Raw genomic sequence first — 20,670 nt, 5'->3', positions numbered from 1 at the left:
AAGTTAAGAATAATACCAACATAATACAAAGAATTTATCAGAAAGTTCAATGGGGGATACAAAGTGATTACATCAGAAGAAATTAAACGTAGATTATGGGACGGCGCTAATGAACTGCGTGGCTCAATGGATGCCAGCCGTTATAAAGATTACATGCTTGGGTTAATGTTCTATAAGTTTTTGAGTGATAAAACTTTAGAAACATTTAAAGTGACCAGTGGATTAGAGAAATTTACTCAATCTGAATTGGTAGAGGAATATACAAAAGCACAAGCAGAATACGGAGAACAGCTAAATAAAATGATTCAAAATGTGCTCGGTTATTATGTTTCGCCTGAGTATCTTTATCAAACTTGGATTAAAGATATTAATTCTGGAGATTTTGAAGTTCAAAAAGTAACGGATAGCTTGAATAACTTCGAACGTACGATTGCCGTATCTGGTGATACGAATGACTTCAAAGGATTGTTCTCAAGTTCTACGCTGGATTTAACGGATACCGCCTTAGGTAGTAACTTGAATGAGCGCAGCAAAAATATTAAGGCACTAATTTTGCTGTTTGCAGACTTAAATATGGTTGCATTACAAAAAGGCGATGTACTGGGCGATGCTTATGAGTACCTCATTGGTCAGTTTGCGATGGAGTCGGGGAAGAAGGCAGGAGAATTCTATACCCCTCGACAAGTCAGTGAAGTCATGGCACAAATTGTAGCGAAAACGTCAGATATAAAATCAATATATGACCCAACTGTTGGTTCTGGCTCGTTACTTTTAACTGTAAAGAAACATTTAGATGAAGATGTTCAAAAGAATTTATGTTATTACGGACAGGAAAAGAATACAGCGACCTACAACTTAACTCGTATGAATTTATTGCTCCATGGTGTGCGTCCAGAAAAGATGACCATAAAGAATGGTGATACGCTTACTCAAGACTGGCCAGAAGATCCAGAACGTCCAAATGAAGGCGTGCAGTTTGATGCGGTTGTTATGAACCCACCCTATTCTGCGAAGAACTGGAACAAAGCAGGACTTAAGGTCAGTGATCCTCGATTCGAAGTAGCTGGTGCATTGCCACCAGACTCCAAAGGAGATTTTGCTTTCCTCTTACATGGATTATTCCACTTAGGACAAAATGGAACTATGGCGATAGTGTTGCCTCATGGTGTGCTCTTCCGAGGTTCTGCAGAAGGAGAGATTCGAGAGCGTTTACTTGAGAAAAATTACATAGATACCATTATCGGCTTGCCAAGTAACTTGTTTACCAATACAGGAATTCCTGTAGCCATAATAATATTGAAGAAAAATCGAGAAACCGGTGAGCCTGTACTTGTTATAGACGCTTCTCGTGGCTTTACTAAAGTAGGGAAACAAAATGTTCTACTAGAGAAAGATATTGCTAAAATTGTTGATACGTTCGTTGAACGTAGAGAAGAAAAGGGTTATAGCCAATTGGTAAAACGAGAGGATATTCTCAAAAATCAATACAATATGAACATTCCTCGTTATATTGAAGCTATTGATGAAGAAATTCCGCAAGATGTAGATGCACACTTACTTGGTGGGATTCCTCAAAAAAATATAGACGATTTGAAGGTTTTGCAGTCTACAGTGCCGGATATTTTAGAACGATCTTTGAAAGAAATCCGTGCCGGCTATGTTGAGCTACTAAAACCAGTTGAGGAAATTTCTTATATGGTCTTGAACGATTCACGCGTTATTGAAAAGTCAAAAGAAATCGAAGGAAAAGTAGTATCCTTTATTAATAAACATTTCGATACTATACGAAATGTAGATAATATCAGTAAGTTGCCCCAGTTGATGGACGACATGCTCGATGAAATAAAATTAATTTTGTCAGCATTCAATAATATTGATGTATATGATGGCTATCAAATTGTCGCAGAAATTTGGAAGAATTCATTGTCCCATGATACGGAAATCATTGCATTAAGTGATTTTTACACAGCCGGACGCACACGTGAACCAAATATGGTAACTAAGGGAACTGGCAACAAAAAACGTGTCGAGCAAGACGGCTGGATCGGCAGTATCGTCTCAAATGAGTTGATTGCTAAACATTTATACAGTGATGAGCTAGATGAAATAGAAACAAAGAAAACACGCATTCAAGAAATTGAAAATGAGCTATCTGATTTAGTTGAAGCTGCGAAAGTAGAGGACAGTGAAGAAGCCAATGCTTTAGGAGATACGTTGAATGAAGCCGGTGAAGCTTTTGATAATAAGCTGGTCAAAATAGAGTTGAAAAAAGCTAGCATGGGGACTAGTGAATATAACTATCTGAAAAATGTTGAACAATTACATGCAGATAAATCAAAACTCAGTAAAGAAGTGAAAACAGATGAAAAAGCACTAAAAGAAGCTGTACAAGAACGAATCTTAATGTTGACAAATGAAGAAATCGACAACTTGATGTATGAAAAGTGGTTTGGCAATACAGTGAAGGCTTTGGTTCGTTTAATAGAACTGCCGTTACAAACCGAGTTAAATACGCTACAAATGTTGCACAATCGCTATGCTGATACGTTGTCAGCGATTGATGAAGAAAGTCGCAACTTAAAATCAGCATTTGAAGCCTTGATGAATGAATTGGTGGTGGAATCATGACAGAACAAACAAATTTAATACCCACTAGACGATTTAAGGAGTTTCAAAACACTCACGCTTGGGAAGATCACCATTTCTTCGACACTATCAAAAATACTATTGACTTTCGTGGAAGAACACCGAAAAAGTTAGGACTAGACTGGAGCGAAACCGGTTATTTGGCATTATCTGCTTTAAATGTGAAAAATGGATATATTGACCCTAGTGCAGATGCTCATTATGGAAATCAAGAATTATACGATAAATGGATGACTGGACGTGAATTAAGAAAAGGACAAGTGCTTTTTACAACTGAAGCGCCAATGGGAAATGTGGCCCAAGTACCTGATGATAATGGCTATATCCTAAGTCAAAGAACAATTGCATTTGATGTTAATCCAGAAAAGATTACCGATGACTTTCTTGCTGTACTTTTAAGCTCTCCTAAAACATTTGCAAAACTATCTGCTTTGTCTAGTGGAGGAACAGCTAAAGGAGTAAGTCAAAAATCTATGTCACAGTTAAAAGTTACCTTACCTACAAATCTTGAAGAACAAGCCAAGATTGGTTCTTTTTTTATGAACCTTGACCACCGTATAACCCTTCATCAGCGAAAGTTAGAAAAGTTAAAATTATTAAAATCTGCTTACCTTTCGGAAATGTTTCCAGCTGAAGGTGAGTGTAAACCAAAACGAAGATTTGCAGGATTTACCCAATCTTGGGAACAGCGGAAGATTGGAGAATTAGCAGATATTGTACGCGGTGCAAGTCCGCGGCCCATTCAAGATTCAAAATGGTTCGATGATAAATCTGATGTTGGATGGTTACGTATTGCAGATGTTACTGAGCAAAATGGACGTATTTATTTTCTAAAACAACGTTTATCAACAGCCGGGCAAGAAAAAACTCGTGTATTAACTAAACCACATTTATTACTAAGTATCGCTGCAACAGTTGGAAAACCCGTTGTAAACTATGTTAAGACTGGCGTACATGATGGATTTTTAATCTTTCAAGATCCAGTATTTTACCGTGAATTTTTGTTCCAGTGGTTGGAAATGTTCCGCCCGCAATGGCAAAAATATGGACAGCCTGGCAGTCAAGTTAACTTGAATTCTGATTTAGTGAAGAATCAAGAGATTAGATTACCAAGTAAAGATGAACAAAAGAAAATTGGTGACTTCTTTGCACAACTTGATCACCTCATTGCCATTCATCAACGTAAATTAGAAAAACTACAAAGCATGAAAAAAGCATACCTAACTGAGATGTTTGTCTAGAGGAGGCAAAAGCCATGAGTAATGCACCAAAAAGTGTAGCAGAAAAGACTTTTCAAGAGAACTTTGTTAAGGAACTACAAAAATATAAATGGGAAGCTCCTGATTTTCTAGACGGAAACAAGCAAAAAGTTACTGTTGCTGACTTAGTTAAACACTGGCGTAGAGAACTCAACCGTATTAATGCTGACCAGCTTGAAGGCGTCGAATTGACGGATAACGAGTTCAATCAAGTCATGTCAAAAGTTAATCAAATCAGCAACAGCTATGAGGCAGCAAAAATATTAGCCATCGAAGAATCAAAAGGCAAGATTGACGGTATTTACCGAGATGACAACCCCAATATCATGAGAAAACAAATCACGTTGACAATCTTTAAAAAAGCTGAAGTACGTGGAGGAGATTCAAGCTACCGGATTGCTAGAGAGGTACAGACGCAAAATAACAACCGCTTTGATATTGTCTTACTTATCAACGGCTTACCATTAATCAATATTGAGCAAAAACGTACGGACAAAACGCTGGATGAAGCATATGGGCAATTTATGCGCTATTATCGAGACGGTGAGTACAGTCATAACTTCATGGCTTTTTCGCAGATGATGGTAATCACTTCTGAAATCGCTACTCGCTATTTTGCTACACCTAAATCAGCTGAAGACTTTAATCTTAGTTTTGTCTTCCATTGGGCAGATAAAGAAAACAATGTTGTAAATGCTTGGGAAAAAGTCATAGGACAATTCTTGATGATTCCCATGGCGCATCAAATGGTAGGAGATTATTTAGTCATTGATGAAGCACGTGAGGAAGAAAACAGACGGCACATGCTCATGCGTCCCTATCAAGTGCATGCCTTACAGGCTGTAGAAGGCGCAGCATTCGGTTGGGACAATAAAGATAAATTGCCACACGGTGGATTTGTATGGCACACGACTGGTTCTGGAAAAACGATTACAAGTTTCAAAACGGCTTTGTTTTTATCGACGAGAGCAGGATTCGATAAAGTGATTTTTCTTGTTGATAGACGTGAGCTAGATAAAAATACCCGTGAAAAGTTTAAAGCATACGCTGTTTATGAATCAGTTTCCGTTGATGAAACGAAATTTACCTACCAGCTAAAAAAGAAACTGAAGTCTGCTCAAAATGGCATTGTGGTAACGACAACATTCAAACTGAATTCGCTAGTTAAAGAAATGGAAGAAGCGCATGATGCTAGTTTAGCAGATAAGAAAATTGTTTTTATTATCGATGAAGCTCATCGTACGACAATGGGGCAAATGATGGGAACCATAAAAAGCTATTTTAAGAAAAATGGTCTCTTCTATGGCTTTACAGGCACACCTCTATTTGATGAAAATAAGATTAAAGGTAAAATTAACGAAAAAAGTGAGATCATCAATACGACCGAAAAGCTGTTTGGCCCAAAGTTGCATCAATATACGATTGATGAAGCAATCGCAGATAAAAACGTATTAGGATTCCACGTTGACTATATCAACACTGGGGAATTTAAAAGCTATGAAGATTTAAGAGAGCAACTTGTTGAGAAAATGAAAGAAGAACGTCCTGATATGACTGATAGAGAAATCGAACGCCAAGTTCAAGAATTATCCGAAGCCGAAATAGAAACGCAAGCAAAAAAAAGAGCGCTGCTTACATATCAAGATGAAACACATATTCCACGCGTTGTAGAAGAGATTCTGAATAACTGGGAATCACAATCGCAAGGAAGGGAATTTAATGCGATTTTGACAGTTGCTTATAAAAATCGTGTCATCGCTTATTATGACGAATTCAAAAAACAACTGACAGGGCGCGGGGAAAATTTGAATGTGGCTATGACGTTTAGTTTCGGTAACGAAAATGACCCTACACCATTAGATCCTAAGATTGTAAAAGATATGTTTAAGGACTACGCTTCATTTACAGGTATTTCGTTTGTTGCCGGTGATAAAAAACACGGCGAGGATGCTTACTTTGAAGACGTTGTGGAACGTGCTACTCGGGGTGGAAGTGGACGAAATCCTAAGAATATAGACCTCGTGATCGTGGCAGCCCAACTTCTCACAGGTTACGACTCTAAACGTCTGAACACGCTTTATGTTGACCGATCACTTGAACTTCAAGGTTTAATTCAGGCCTACTCACGAACAAATCGTGTGTATGGTCCAACTAAAGAATTCGGTACGATTATTAACTTCCAGTACCCTCGAATTACTGAAGAAATAGTAAATCAAGCGTTGAAATTGTATGGAAGTGGTGGCAAGAGTAGCAAAGCAATTGTAGAACCCTATGAGACTTCCGTTGAGAAGTTTGCAATAACAATTGCTGAATTGGTGCCGACTTTACCTGACCCCACAGATTGGCAAACGATCGAACACGATGAGAAGAAAAAAGAAGCATTCCTACTTGCTTTCAAAGATGCTGCTGAGCAGTTGAACCTGGTGGAACAATACTACGAATTTAAATGGAATGATAGTGCCTTTGGAATGGATGAGCATACGTGGTTGCAATATGTCGGTGCGTTTAAAAACTTAACCTGGAAACCCGGCACTCCTCCCCTGCCGTCACCTGTCAATATTCTTGTCGGTAAAACAAAATTAGCAGGCACCCAAGTAATTGATGCGGATCATATTCTTAGTTTAATCGATTCAAAAATCACCTCATCAAATGGCGTGCAAACAGTAGATAGTGAAACACTACGTATCATTTATCAACAAATTCAAGAATTAAGTAATATGGGAGATAATGAACAAGCCCAATTATTAAGGGAGTTTGTCGATACCGAGTTGGTACCAGGAAATTTATCTAGTAATATGAATTTTGATGAGGCATTTGAAATATGGAAAGCAAATCAAATGCAAAAAGCAGTAAATGATTTCTCTTTGGAGTGGGGACTAGATAGCAAGCTGCTTGGAAAATCAGTTAGCTCATATTCCCCATCACAGCCAGATGCTGTACCCTACATCAATGAGCTCATTAGTAGTATTGATTTTGAGAAAGCAAAAAATCAAACGGCCGGCAACAGGTTAAGACATATAATGACATTAACTGAGAACTTTCCAAAGTTGATTGCTGAGATAAAGCATAGATATAATTGAGTATGATTGAAAATTTAGAATAATACTTTTAAAAAGGAATAGAATATAATAAAGAAATAATTTATATGAGGATGATAAGATGAAATCAAATTAGAAAAGTGCAGAACGGATAAGATGTGAACCACGGAAACACCACTCGAGAAAAAAACATTCTAGATTATTAGTGATGTTTCATAAATAATTAAAGAGAGCTTGTCAGAAATGACAAGCTCTTAATTATGATATTTCCTCAGAGAGAATTGTTCTGAGTTTCTCAAATCTTCTAAAACGCTTGAGCATAGAGTTGGTTCCCTATATGCTTGCACTTTTATAGAATAAAAATGTAGCGAGATACTCTTCTGAAAAGCAATAATGAATTACAGTATTCTATATCTTTCATTCTGCGAATATCACTTTTAGAAAAACTGAGAGGGAAAAAGATGAAAATTTTTTGTCCAATATGTCAAAATTTACTTAAGAAGAATGATAGCATTGTTATGACAGAATTATACACTTTAATGCATAGGAATTGTACTAACATTGAATATTTATTGTTTAAAGACACTGGTACATTTGAAGAGATATTAAATAAATATTCAATATTCGTAGATTTTCATTGATTAGGGGAAAATACACTTGCTTACATGCTAAATAAATGGTCATATTTATTGTAGATTATGAATGGAAATTGGTTGGGGAAATTCACTTTCTTGCTATATTGTACAAAATAAAAAGCCAAGGACACTGATTAATCGGTATTCTTGGCTTTTTTTAACAAGTAATTTACATGATATACTATTTGACAGATTCTTTGCTACTATTTTATATTAATGCTAAGTTGTATTTCTCCTAATTATTGGGGAAGTGCAGAGTTTTATTTTGATGGTATAAATTAGGTGGTGCAGGAATGTGTGAAGAATGTACAAAGTAGTAAGAGTTTATTTTTACTGAATAAAAAGGAGGCAACTAACCCTCGGGGAGTTGCCTCTTTATGTTTATAGAGGTGTTTTAAAAGGTTAAATCTGAATTGAATTAAAATGTGGCCATCTCATTCAAATAGAAATTTATTCTAGTATTTATTAGCCTCCACTTTTGTAATCAGGTAAACGTAAATATTCTTTTAAGAGGGGCTGTTTCATCACCAAAAGGCGAGTATGATTTTCCCGGGTATACGTGTATTTGTGTGAATGAAGAGGTGGCACACGGGATTCCGGGTGACCGAGTAATCCAGGAAGGGGATCTCGTCAATATCGATGTGTCAGCTTCGAAGAACGGTTATTTCGCTGATACGAGAATCTCATTTGTAGTGGGGAAAGGCGAAGAAGTCTTAATGAGATTATGTGAAACCGCGAAGAAAGCTTTTGAAGCACGCCTAGAGAAAGCAAAACCAGGTTCCAAGAAAAGCAGAATCGGAAAAGCGGTATTTGAAACAGCGAGACAGCATGGGTTCACAGTTATCAAAAACCTTACTGGACACGGGATCGGTCGTAAAATCCACGAAGCCCCTGACCATATACTAAATTATAATGACCCGTGGGATGACGAGATACTAAAGGAAGGAATGGTCATCGCCTTCGAACCTTTTATTTCCACCTCTGAAGAAGAAGTGTTCCAACTGGATGACGGCTGGACCTTTGCTACGGAAAAGAGCTATGTTTCTCAAGTGGAACATACGATTATCCTTACGAAAAACGGGCTGATTATTTTAACTTTTTAAAGGTTGTTAGAAACAAATTTAAGAAAAGGTAACCCATTCTACATGATGCACAGCTCTATTTCACTGAAGCTTTAAGCTAGACAATTTGTTCTAAAACAAAGAGCAGGAACCCGTTGACAGGTTCCTGCTTCTTTTCATTTACGTTAAAACAGGTATCACCCATGCCTTTCGGAAAAATACGAAAATAAGAGGGTGGGTAGGTTCTGAATGCGGTATATGAAGCGGGTACTCTGATTTCAGCGATAGAAATGCTTTCGAATGACTATAAAAAATTCAATTTGAGTCTTCTGGATACACGCAAAAGCAAGAGAACGGAATACGTACTTTTTCTTTCTTGATAATGTGGATGGATTTCCTGACACAAAATATAAGCTGCTTATCTTCCCTTGGTGAATAGGTGTAGAAAGCCTTCGAAAGCAATGGAATGTACGGTGCATTCATAGACTTAACTATTTATCGTTTATTTTATTTAAAATATCAGATATCATTAGAATAAAGTTTTCATAACCAACTTTAGCCCCTTTAAGGAATTTGTCTTTCATACATCTTCCTCCGATAAAGATTTATTTATAATTTTTGCTGCTTTTTTTCCTAGAAATGCTCCGCCTGTTGTTCCTGTTATGGTACCACATACTGTACCAATGCCATAACCAATACTAGCCCCTATAGGGCCTGCAGCTACAAAGCCAATGCCTGCTCCTATTGTTGCACCTGATAAACCACCAATTACTCCCCCAGAAGTGACTCCTATGGAAACACCGGTTGATAGAATTAGTTTGTTCCCTTTGCCTTTTAAGACCGATTCAATTGACTTGTAGGGAGGGTTAGTGTCAATCATTTTGTTCAACCTTTCTTTCAAGAGTCGTCCGAACATTGTTAACAGCTTTTAGAAATTCATTTAAAATAACTACAATAATTTTAAAGTTCATATTATTGATGCCACCTTTGCCTGTTAGTCGGTTTCTTTGTATAGATCATCTACAAATTGATGTAACAAATGTTTTTGATTAATTGTATCCATTTTGTACTTCTTTGAATAAGCACTATTTCTTTGGTTTTTTTCCTTTTTATAAGCTTGATTAATTAATTTCTCAGTATAAAAAAAGGGACACTGCTCTTGATTAAGATTTTCAATATCATTTTTTAATTCTTTATAAATAATAGAGTTGTTGTATCCTAACAAATTTTTGATATAGTTACATAGTTGAAGAGTAACCCTAAAGTGATTATGTTCTTGATGTAATATCCATTCATAGCAACTTTTAGGGTTTTGATAGTTTTGGTTATATTTTTGAATCTTTTTGGCTAATAGTTCTGTCTGCAAAAATATGATAAATTTGCTACCATAAGATACATTTATTTGTTCACTCCTCATTCCTTTTTCTAACAATTCATAATAATCGTTTATTAAATGATATAAATTTTCACTCTTCTTATCTGGTGTCAGCTCCCCAAAATTATTTATCGCGTTATTAAGTGTGTCTACTGAAGGTACTAAGTTTTTTATTTTTTCGAGCATTATTATAATGTCTTTAGAGTTTCTTACATTTAACCTTTTTTCTTGGTCAATGAATTTCTGAAGTAAAGAGTTCCATCTGGTTGTCAAATTTGACTCATCTCTTTTAAATGATTGAGCATATATCAAATGCTGTTTCAAATCATCTAAGAAACGATATCTTGCTTCCCACTGATTTTCTCTGACATTGGCAACATTCCTTATTAACCATTCAAAGGCCATCGTAGTAATTTCCTCGGTTTTTTTTGCTAATAATAAATCTTTATTGAATTCATCATCATTAATATCCTCATTTAATAAAAAAGTACTTTGAAAGGATTCAGGGTTAAATCTAAGAACCTTAAATAAAGTCACATATTTTGATCTTAGTTGAGTACTATTATGAAAATTTTTCACTTTACTCTCACCTCCATTTCTAACTTTATTCTATTAGAATTCAATTTTTTATAAAATCCTGCATTTTTGATTAAATTTTAATCATATGAGTATGAATTCAAAACATGGAAACGGTTCTCCTGCTTCTTAAGCAATAGCACCGTCCCTGTACTTTCAAAATTCATCCATTTCCAATGGAAAAGCAGAAAACTTAGATCATACTGAAAAATTTCTCGTATACGTTATTTAATGAACTGAGCTGTTTTTCCGGCTCTTTTTGTTTTGATTTTAATCCTTATTTAGAAATTAATTTCACAACATCAAAGGTCAGTAACGTGATCCTAAATTTTCGACGGCAGTGAACCTGTCCCTGATGTGTCCCATTGTTGGCTAATCGGCAGGGATTTTTTTATGAATGTCGAAAATTGTACCTAATACACAAAGCGATACAGGAGGCGGTTTTTTGTGGTGAATAAGGGAATTCGCTGGAACGAATCTGAAACGAAGAAAATATATCAGGCTAATAAAGAATCCGAGAGTTTAATGGAATATCTGGAGAAGCAGCTATTCAATAATGATATTGTAGATTCTTCTGCCGATAGCCCCACACCTGAGCGGGGGTACGGGAGGATGCTTTATTATTCAAAAGGTAAGAGAATTGTTGTTGCAGCTCCGAGAAAAAAATATAAGCATGTTCATGTGATTTTAACGAATAAGGTGAACATGGCTGAGGTGAGAAAATCCGGCATTGAGTTAGGGAATCAAAAAACGGATATCATGATTACTTCAAATGAAGATATCGATAAACTTGTAGACTTACTGAAGGACGAGATGTACAAGGGCTCAACTGTGAAGGAAGAGACTTTGGGATATAAAACGAGATCCCTAGAGGAGTGGGTCCTCCTATATGATAAAGACGAAACAGTACGGTTAAGGAACCATTTCATTTTACACGAGAGATCGATGTTCATTTCTAATTTTACAGAGCTGGACGAACTACGGAATGGCGAGATCGATATATTAGTGTTTAAGAAAAAGGTTGACCAAAAGATGAAAGCAAAGCTGGAATTTGAAGGGGAACGCATTAACCTATGGGGATTCAGCGGCTTCTCGGGACAGATGTTCTTTAACCTACTGTACAATATGGCGGAGTACACCGAAACAGTCTGCCAGCTTCAAGATGAGTTTTTAAAAGCAATTGACATCCCAGCTCATGAAAAAGGAGACTTCAGCTGGACGAAAGGAAAATACGAGCGTTTTGGAGGTTATATTAAAAAACTCAAGAAAAATGCTATTGAACAAGGTTTTCCACCGCAAAAATGCCCGACGATAAAATTTATGACCTTCTTCCTCAGCTTTTTCTGGGGCATCCAGGACATGGATAAATATCCGATCTATTATAAAGCCAGCCGGGAAGGTCTTGAGTATTTAGGCTACAGTCTGGCTGAGGACTCACAGGCTGCCGAACATAATAGGTATTTTCTTTTCGTCAATAAGCTTTATGAGCTGAACAAAGACATTGTGAAATTGTCAAGTGAAACATATGAGCTTGATATGATGTCGATTAGTAACTTATTATACTATGTGACCAAGATATCTCAAGCAGAGCCCAACCCGAATGGAGACGGAACTGACCCAATCGCAGAAGATGAATTCGCGCTTCAAATCCGGGATGTGCTTTTTGAAGAAGGTTATAAATTTTCACAAATGCAGACGGCCGACTGGGAGGAAGCGGGACTCAACGAAGAATACACGGACAATCTCATCTGGCAATACAGGGGCGAAGCGAAAGAAGATATGATGAGCCTGGTGATAATTTGGGAGGACGAGGAGCTTTACCATGCGGATCTTTACACGGTAAATGAAGAAGGGGAACTGCAGAAAGGGAAAGTTATCCAGGCTCTCGATGACAGGGAATTTATCAGTGAGCTAAAATTGTTTCTCCAGAAGCGAACCGGTAGCAGAAAGCCGTACACAATTGAGGACGCAGTGAAGGAAACATATGTAAGCATAGAAAACATGGAGGAATGGCTCGAGCTCCTCACTGAAAAACGGCAGGTCATTTTTTACGGGCCGCCAGGGACTGGAAAGACCTTTATCGCACAGCGCCTCGCAAAAATTTTAACCCAGCAGCCACAGCGGATCGAGCTGATCCAGTTCCACCCATCCTACACATACGAGGAATTTATTGAAGGTCTACGCCCGGAACTTGCTGGAGAAGAAGGGTCAAAGCAGCTTTCGGTGAAAGTGCAGCCCGGCATTTTTACGTTCCTCTGCCAGGAGGCTAGGAAACCGGAGAACCAGGATAAATCATATGTGATGATTGTCGATGAGATTAACCGGGCAAATACAGCGAAGGTATTCGGGGAACTCCTGTATGCCTTGGAGTACAGGAATACGTCTGTACCGCTGCCTTATTCGAAAAAGAAATTGATTGTACCTGAAAATATATACGTAATCGGAACGATGAACACTACTGACCGCTCGTTGGCACAAATTGATTTCGCTTTAAGGAGAAGGTTTCAGTTCATTCCATTTTCTGCGAAGGAGACAGAGAGCGTACTGAAGAATTATCTTTTGGACAATGAGCCGGAGATGGCGTGGGTAGCTGATTTAGTTCAAAAAGTGAATGGTATGATCGGTGATCCTGATATTTCTATCGGCCACAGTTATTTTATTGGGCAGGATCTTTCTATGGAGAAGCTGAGGCGTATCTGGAAATATCAGATTATGCCTTACCTTGAGGAGTGCTTTGTCCATGACAGGCAGAAGCTGGAGCAGTTCGAGCTGGATTTTATGCTAGAGTACGGTGCTGAAGAGAATGAGTGATGAACAAGTAATCAATCTGAAGGAATATGAACAGGTGAACGATGTATATCTGCCGGAAGAGACAGCGGTCATACTAAGGCAGGCATATTCCAATGTTGTGCAACTGCAGCATACAGGCAGGGAAAGCCATTACAGCCTACGGGCAGGAGCAGTTGCTGGGGTGTTCCGCGTGGGAAATTATAAGTTCCGAATCTCTCCAAAGGTGGATCTCCCAGTCATCTGGGACTGGCTTGCAGCTGCATATGATTTGAATTCTGTCCATTGGAGCAGAACAGAAACAGGTTTTCAAAAGCAGCTAGGCGATCTGGAATGGGTCGTTAAGTTTTTCCTTCATGAATGCAAGAAGATATACTCCCGGGGAATCAAAAAGGGTTATATTACTGAGGAAGCACCCCTTCGGGCTATGAGGGGACAACTTCAGGCGCAACGTACTCTCCAGCTTTGGCAGAAGCATGATTACCAATTTGACTGCCGGTACGACGAACTGACTGAAAATGTAAAGGAAAACCATATTATCGTCTGCGCCCTAGCTGATATGCTTCATAGAGAGTACGAGGATCCAATTGTATTAAATGATTTGCGGGAGATAAGGTATATATTCGGCAGGGAGTTAGAAAGCTTTACATTGAAAAAAAGCACAGTCTCTGCAGAACAGCTGAAGGAAATCGAGCTTCTTCCGGTAACAAGACTGAATATGCATTACATGTCTGCCTTTCAGTGGGCGATATTATATTGGCAGACGTCAGCACTCAGCTTTGAGCTTGGGGACAGGAAAAGCAGCTCTTTTCTTCTTGATATGAACGAGCTATTTGAAATGTATATCGGAAAACGGCTGATAAAGGAACTGGGTAGGTACGGCATGCAAGTTAGCCTACAAAAGCATGACTCCCTAGCCAAAGGAGGGAAAATCAGGATTATTCCTGATGTAATAATAAAAAAAAGAGACGGCCGCGAGATCATACTGGACTTAAAATATATCTCACGCCGAGACGATTCTTCGATTAACAGCAACGTCTTTCAAATGCTCGCTTATTTAACGGCAAGAAGAGCACAACACGGCATTTTGCTGTATGCAGGCGGAGGAGAGCGGAGTGATTCAATTAAGAACAGTTCGTTTACGATTCATCAGTGGAGCCTGCAGCTGGACAGGGGGTTGAGAAGGGAGGAAATTGAGAAGCGGATTGGCATGATAGTAGAGAAGATGGTTAGACTTGGAACCGAGGATGCCTCTATAGTTACTTAGTAAAAGCTCTTCATGTGGGGCTTAGCAGTCGATTCACGAGGAGGAACTGATACGGACATTGTAGCAGCCCCTTGGGTAAAATATATTAATGAAAAAAAACCGAGGAGATAGTTTAAATGTCTGAAAATAAAATGTTAAATAACTCAAATGAAATCAATGAAATTGTTGTCTCTAGCCCTATCGGCGGTGAGCTTTCTTTGGAAAAAGTAACTGATGATAAATTGGGTGCAAAGAAAAAATACAAGGAGGTCTTTGTAACTGACTTGTCATTGATGACGGGTAACGTTTCACAAACTGCATTGCAAGTTGCTAATCAAGGAATGACTTTAGCTCAAATTGCAAAACAAGCACCTAATGGCTTGTTTGCTGCAACTACAAATCCCGCCAATTTGTCTAAATTTGCAAATGGAACTACATCAACAATGGTGCGAGACACGTCTGGACGTTTAGTTGAGCACGCTGGTTTTGCTGGCGTTGGATTAAGTGCTTCAGTGAATCCAGCAATTATTCTTTCAGCAGGAATGCAAGTGATGTCAGCTGTTTCAGGGACATATTATTTAGAAAAAATTAATGCTCAAATTAAAGATATAGATGCGAAATTAGAAGAACTTCTAAACATTCATCATGATACAAACATTGGGCGTTTGATTGCAGCTAGAAATGGTTTGTCTGAAATTGCAAATAGAGAATTTGTTGATACTACTGATTTATCTGCTATTAGGAACTATAAAGTAACTACAGATGAAATTCATGAAGAATATATATATCGTTTGAAAAGACAAGGGAAAGAGGAACAGAAACTTTCGGATATTGATTTCACAATTGCTTTTGAGGCTAGTAAATTATCTTTGTTTGCAGAACTAATTGAAATTGGAACAAGAATGAAGATCGGTGGTCAAATAGATATTATTAATGGACTAACAAGCCAATTAAAACAAAATTATGTTAATAGTTTTTATCATAGTTATGAATCAGAAGTTGAGAAGATTTATTCAATGATAGAGCAGCGAAGTATTAACGAATTGGTTAATAAAAATAAAAAATTTGAAAAATCATTAGAAAAATTAACTGATAATAGTTCTACTGGTTGGGGCATTTTAGCTGAAATTGGAATCAAGTCGGTTGTTGCTGGTAAATCTAAATTCGATGTAAATAAAGCAAAAGAAAAAGTTGATTCGGAAAGAAATAAATTGAGCACAGTAAAAAAAGGTATAAAACAAAACAAGGAAAGCGATGGAATTGATAAAATTATTGATGAAGTCGTTGAAATACCATTTAAAGAAATAGAAATCCTTTATATTCCTAATGAAAATAACAAACAACGAATATTTGTGCCAGAAAGATGAGTAGATAAATAATTTGTGAACATGCTATTTAAGCCTTCAAGATTATCTTGTTGGCTTTTTTGATTTAAAAAAATGGAGGTGGTGAAAAGTTTAAAGCTTTACTTGAACCCATAAAATTAACTTTTGATAGGGGAAGGAAAGGGTTGCATAAGCCAATAGTATTTGAAAATGGCACTAGTTTTGCATAAAAGGAATTAAGACCTTAAAATTCTTTTGCAAAGAAATACTATTTAAATTAATACAGGTTTTTGAGTGTTCTTGCGGTTACAAGGAAACACAGGAACCGTCGCTCGCGCTATTGTGAATAAGGATAGAGTAGATAGATGATTTTGAACAAATTAAGCCATTTATTGATTTAGCGTATAACTTAAGATGAAGGGGTTATAGAAATTGGATTTACCAAAGGCCACGGTTCGTTTGTAAAAAGGGGAAGTAAAATATTTATCGAACTTCAACTTACATTCAATGGGGAGAATCTGAAACATCCATTGGCGCGTGTCTATTACTTAACCCAGGATCATCTGATTTAGAAAGTGATTTATCTTTAAAGCTTGGGGAAAAAGGTTATGCAGAAGGTAGAATAAAGTCATAAGATCCTACTATGAAGCAATTAATAGCCTTCATTCAAACTAATTACGAGCAGGATCAGCTAATTTCAGGGAGGTTACATATCATTATTTAATCTTCAGAATAAAAAAATCCAAAATACAATTGATAAATTTGAAGAACTTGTATTGCGTGAAGAGTATTTTGGCATTATTCGTAAGTCAAATTCACGTATGAACCACCGTACACCGAACATAGAGGACTTTCTAGGTAATTGGAATATATACGAAAATAATAGGTTTTTAGAATTCGATTTTTGAAGGTTTTTAAGAGTCTTATGTCGTATTACTAACGACGGGCTAGTAAAAAAGGACTTGAAGCTGAATAGTACTAAAGCATCTTAGCAAGATTTAATGAATCAAAAAGATAATTGCTGAAATTTAAGATATTTTTAATGTGTTTTCTGTTACTAATGGGGATCCCCACATACGCATTTCAGCATATGGCATTGTTGATTTAATCTAAAATGCAATCTAAATAAAATGGAGATGATCTAAGTATGTTTACAAATATTGTGATTAATAAGGATGCAACAGGAATTGTTTTTACTTTTACATCATCACTTTTGACACTCGTAGGTTTAATAGCTATCTTTATCTCCCTAAATACTCAACATATACTTCTAAAAGTTAGAGAGTTGTATTGGCATATTCACACTTTAAGAGCTTCTTTCGACATTAATATTAGTAATGACAGCGCAAGTAATATAGATGACACCACCAAAAGCTTTTATGAATCTCTAGTAACATATAAGACATTATACAAAAAAGATAGTGTCATGAGTGGGGTACTAAGTGTAACTAAATGGTCCATTATTGCAGTACTAATAATTTGGTGGATTACTATAGGTTTGTTGTGGAATAGTCATAGTCATTCTATCTCTGTAGTTACATATTTAAAAACGGATTTATGGTTAATTAGTATCGTATGTTTAATTATTTCGGGACTAATTATATGGTTTTTAGTGTATTTATGGAAGCTAGACAATATCCCTAAAATCAGTAGTTTTCCAAGTGCTGATGAGTTAACAGATATCGAAAAAGATAAATCACTAATATCAATTGGATGTGCTTTTCTTGGTTTGACATACTACCTTAATAAATTATATATAACCATGCCATACGTACGAAATGAATTCACTGAAAGCCCTGATCTAATATTCAAAAACATAAGAGTCAAGATTGATAGTTTAAGATTAAATGTCCTTAAACAAAATGATATACATAAGGGATTTGTTGATTTAGTCCATACTAATCCTGAAGACTGGAGTAGAGAGATACATATTATAGAAGGTCAACAAAATTTTTTTAGGAATGGTACTGCCTGGTACTCACTTCCTAAAAATGTTCCTGGAACATGGGGGGATTTTAGGGTGGTAAGTTTTGATATTTCCCTTAAAATAGAAACGGATGACCAAAGATATATATGTTATTATCCTACAATTAAGAAAGAAGCCCTACTTGAAATTGTAAAAAGAAGTGCAATAAAAATAAGTTTTAAGTTTGAAACTTAATAATTGAATTGCATAAAATGGTAATTTATGCAGCATCCGTACTTGGTGGTTTTATAGTGAACTAATGAAATGCTTTTGATGATTCTATGGATGGTTTAGCAGTGTTAACATGAAAATCTTGTAAGTATATTCATTAGTTTAACATTCTCAAATACATGTAAAATTCCAAGATGAATTAAAACTAGGAAACCTTATATAAATAGTCTAGTTTAAACTTGGCGTAACAAATACCCACAATATATAGAATGATTATGATAGAGAAAAAGGAGTATTGCTAAACATGAAAATTAGATTGGATATTCCTATTAACAAAAGAGATGATAGATTTTTTAAGCCAGAGAACATAGAAAAAAAGATAAATAAGCTTAGAAGTTTGGATTTAAAAAGAGCAGACGATGGGGACATAATATCAGCTCTTAGAGAGATTATTTCGTATCAGCCAGATCCAAATGTCGGTCATTCTGTAATAAACATGGTATCTTCTTCTCGGCTTATAATGAAGGGTTCTACTCTTTATCGTGTTAGAATTTGCGGAGATACTTTAGAGGAAATGAAAATAGAAAGCGATGCATGGAACCCTCCTGTTAAGTTTGCGAATACAGGACGAGTAAACAAAAATGGGGAATCTGTATTGTACGTTGCTGAAGACATGGAAACTGCTATGAAAGAGATGAAAATGCAATATGACCAATACTTTTGGTTAATCGTTTATGATGTTAAAAAAGATATAAATGTAATTGATATAGGGGAATACGCACATGAAAATGACGAATTTGATCCAGCATACCGAGTAATAGCTGATTTCTTAAAACAAGAATTTACGAGGGAAGTTGAGACAGGAATGGAACACGAATACGTTGTTTCAAATTTAATAGCCAAGTTTTTCTATCCATACACTACTTACAAATTTGATGGGTGGTCCTATCCATCTGTTGCTGATAAAGGTTCAAAATGTCTTTGTTTAGCACCACATAAAGCAAGGAAAAAAATGAAAATTAATTATGCGATTAAATATTTGATGCTGAAAGATGAAATTATACCTGTTCATATAGCATATTTGAATAAAGTGCGTCGCTTTGAATATCATACACTAACTTAACTACAAACACATCTAGTGAGATAAAACTTGGATTAATGAAAATAACATCTCTATTTTAAAAAGGATTATGCTAAAGGCTTTAATGAACTAACATTAAAGTCTATTTTTATCGTATTTAATTTATATGAGAAGGTATCCAGCAGTTTCTGTTGGATACATTTTTTTAGTTAGCAAGTAGATGGTTTTACTATTTGGCAGCATGAGAACTTTGTTAATCCATTTGTGAGCTTTTTGTTGAGAGTTCTCTCTATTTTTTAAATTTGAACTTAAAAATACAAATTAAGGATGAGTGAATGTGGTATTATTTGGATAGTTACTAAGGTTGAATCGGGAGTTATATACATGGAAAAAGTGTATTTAAATTTAATGCAGTTTTTCGAAGGTGAAACAGAATTAACTCCTACTCTGATTGAAGTTGTTAACAAATGATTCACATTATCGTCTTACACTTATAAGATACTTTGAGTTTAAACGCAATTAATCAAAAAGAGATTTGATAGATAGATTTGAAGGTGAAGTATTGAGATGGTTCTACTAGTTTGGAATCATGAGAACGCCACAGTGCTTTCTAGTCTTGATTTCAAGGGTGGAGAAGTAAAACATCTGTAAATGCCGCCCATTTTCAAAAGTTTCGAGACTATGGTGTATTCTAGGTAAAACCATTTATTTGAAGGAGGAAAATATGAAAGAAACTCAGTTCTCAATCGAAATAAATGCCTCTAAAGAAAGTGTCTGGACAACTCTTTGGGAAGATACAACATTCCGTGACTGGGCAGATATAATTGATGAAGGCACATCTATGAAAGGAGTATTGAAAGAAGGAAATGAAATCCAGTTTATATCATCTGTAAATGGTTACGGTGTGACAAGTCTGATAGAGAAACTTACATCAAATGAATTTGTTTTATTCAGGCACGGTGCAGACACAAAAGAAAGTGGACAGCAGGAGCGCGAAAAAGAGTGGACTGGTGGAAAAGAGAGTTATTCTCTTACCGAAAAAAATGGAGTTACTACATTAATAGTTAAAACCGATATTCCACAGGGACAAGAAGAAACATTTAATATCAGTTTTCCCAAAGCTCTAGAGCGTATAAAAACTCTAGCGGAAAAATGCAATAAGAATCTAATGCCAATGAATGAAATTCCCCCTGCCCAAAAGCGATCTCCATGCAAAAACGATAATAAATTGCGTATTAATTAGTACTATCTTACTGGCAAAAAACATGTTGAAGCAGTTACCATGCTTAAGCCTCGTTGATATGAAGATTGCCTTTCATAACAGAGTTGCGAAATGCAGCTAATTCTAATTTGACCGCTCAGACATTTATCAATATGGAGTTTCTTGAACATGACCTTGCTAATGGCTACAGACGGTCCAAGGAGATGGTTGCAGATCAGCAATCGGCCCTTACCGGAATAGTAAGTAGCTTTGTAGACCTGCAGCTTTAATTCCAATCCCTTT

Annotated in this window: 11 protein-coding genes and 1 pseudogene; 10 read left to right on the top strand and 2 right to left on the bottom strand. The window is 36.4% G+C overall.

Annotated elements, in window-relative coordinates; translation table 11 throughout:
* The first annotated feature begins 63 nt into the window (after window positions 1-63).
* The 4 genes and pseudogenes from MHB63_05905 to map all read left to right on the top strand — a co-directional run bounded on the left by MHB63_05905 (window position 64) and on the right by map (window position 8,681).
* Window positions 64-2,628: a type I restriction-modification system subunit M gene (locus tag MHB63_05905; protein MEK3806111.1), complete on the top strand. Its 2,565-nt coding sequence runs from the start codon at window positions 64-66 to the stop codon at window positions 2,626-2,628.
* Window positions 2,625-3,887, top strand: a complete 1,263-nt coding sequence (locus MHB63_05900) for a restriction endonuclease subunit S (protein MEK3806110.1) — start codon at window positions 2,625-2,627, stop codon at window positions 3,885-3,887. Before MHB63_05905 ends, MHB63_05900 begins: the two co-directional genes overlap by 4 nt.
* Window positions 3,888-3,901: 14 nt before the next feature.
* Complete coding sequence (locus tag MHB63_05895) at window positions 3,902-6,985, top strand: HsdR family type I site-specific deoxyribonuclease (protein ID MEK3806109.1); 3,084 nt, start codon at window positions 3,902-3,904, stop codon at window positions 6,983-6,985.
* Window positions 6,986-8,090: 1,105 nt separating this feature from the next.
* Window positions 8,091-8,681 (top strand): annotated as a pseudogene (map, locus tag MHB63_05890) (type I methionyl aminopeptidase).
* A 538-nt stretch (window positions 8,682-9,219) separates the two neighbouring features.
* Here the strand turns inward: map and MHB63_05885 are convergent.
* Both MHB63_05885 and MHB63_05880 read right to left on the bottom strand, forming a co-directional pair.
* Window positions 9,220-9,519 (bottom strand): hypothetical protein, encoded by a 300-nt coding sequence (locus tag MHB63_05885; GenBank protein ID MEK3806108.1) that lies wholly within the window; start codon window positions 9,517-9,519, stop codon window positions 9,220-9,222.
* 114 nt (window positions 9,520-9,633) lie between these two features.
* The gene (locus tag MHB63_05880; protein MEK3806107.1) at window positions 9,634-10,593 is read right to left on the bottom strand and encodes a hypothetical protein; all 960 of its coding nucleotides are present in this window, start codon (window positions 10,591-10,593) and stop codon (window positions 9,634-9,636) included.
* Window positions 10,594-11,040: 447 nt separating this feature from the next.
* On the opposite strand from MHB63_05880, the gene MHB63_05875 reads away from it, so the two are divergent.
* The 6 genes from MHB63_05875 (at window position 11,041) to MHB63_05850 (ending at window position 20,409) form a co-directional block, all read left to right on the top strand.
* Window positions 11,041-13,401: an AAA family ATPase gene (locus tag MHB63_05875; protein MEK3806106.1), complete on the top strand. Its 2,361-nt coding sequence runs from the start codon at window positions 11,041-11,043 to the stop codon at window positions 13,399-13,401.
* The gene (locus MHB63_05870) at window positions 13,394-14,644 is read left to right on the top strand and encodes a hypothetical protein (protein MEK3806105.1); all 1,251 of its coding nucleotides are present in this window, start codon (window positions 13,394-13,396) and stop codon (window positions 14,642-14,644) included. The genes MHB63_05875 and MHB63_05870 overlap by 8 nt, the downstream gene beginning before the upstream one ends.
* Before the next feature lie 116 nt (window positions 14,645-14,760).
* Window positions 14,761-15,990, top strand: a complete 1,230-nt coding sequence (locus MHB63_05865) for a hypothetical protein (protein ID MEK3806104.1) — start codon at window positions 14,761-14,763, stop codon at window positions 15,988-15,990.
* Between the two features lie 1,105 nt (window positions 15,991-17,095).
* On the top strand, window positions 17,096-18,109 hold the full coding sequence (locus MHB63_05860; GenBank protein MEK3806103.1) for a hypothetical protein: 1,014 nt from the start codon (window positions 17,096-17,098) through the stop codon (window positions 18,107-18,109).
* A 280-nt stretch (window positions 18,110-18,389) separates the two neighbouring features.
* A complete protein-coding gene (locus MHB63_05855) occupies window positions 18,390-19,208 on the top strand; it encodes an RES family NAD+ phosphorylase (GenBank protein MEK3806102.1) in 819 nt (272 codons plus the stop codon).
* Window positions 19,209-19,890: 682 nt separating this feature from the next.
* Window positions 19,891-20,409, top strand: coding sequence for a hypothetical protein (locus tag MHB63_05850; protein MEK3806101.1), 519 nt, complete (start codon window positions 19,891-19,893; stop codon window positions 20,407-20,409).
* Window positions 20,410-20,670 lie beyond the last annotated feature (261 nt).

It is taken from the genome of Bacillus sp. FSL H8-0547 (genome assembly GCA_038002745.1).
In the GTDB taxonomy this organism is placed as follows: domain Bacteria; phylum Bacillota; class Bacilli; order Bacillales; family Bacillaceae; genus Bacillus_P.
This window is presented reverse-complemented; position numbering and strand designations above follow the sequence as displayed.

Coding starts and splice junctions, on each gene's coding strand:
- MHB63_05900 (MEK3806110.1), top strand. CDS start 2,625: ATGACAGAACAAACAAATTTAATACCCACTAGACGATTTAAGGAGTTT.
- MHB63_05895 (MEK3806109.1), top strand. CDS start 3,902: ATGAGTAATGCACCAAAAAGTGTAGCAGAAAAGACTTTTCAAGAGAAC.
- MHB63_05885 (MEK3806108.1), bottom strand. CDS start 9,519: ATGATTGACACTAACCCTCCCTACAAGTCAATTGAATCGGTCTTAAAA.
- MHB63_05870 (MEK3806105.1), top strand. CDS start 13,394: ATGAGTGATGAACAAGTAATCAATCTGAAGGAATATGAACAGGTGAAC.
- MHB63_05865 (MEK3806104.1), top strand. CDS start 14,761: ATGTCTGAAAATAAAATGTTAAATAACTCAAATGAAATCAATGAAATT.
- MHB63_05860 (MEK3806103.1), top strand. CDS start 17,096: ATGTTTACAAATATTGTGATTAATAAGGATGCAACAGGAATTGTTTTT.
- MHB63_05855 (MEK3806102.1), top strand. CDS start 18,390: ATGAAAATTAGATTGGATATTCCTATTAACAAAAGAGATGATAGATTT.
- MHB63_05850 (MEK3806101.1), top strand. CDS start 19,891: ATGAAAGAAACTCAGTTCTCAATCGAAATAAATGCCTCTAAAGAAAGT.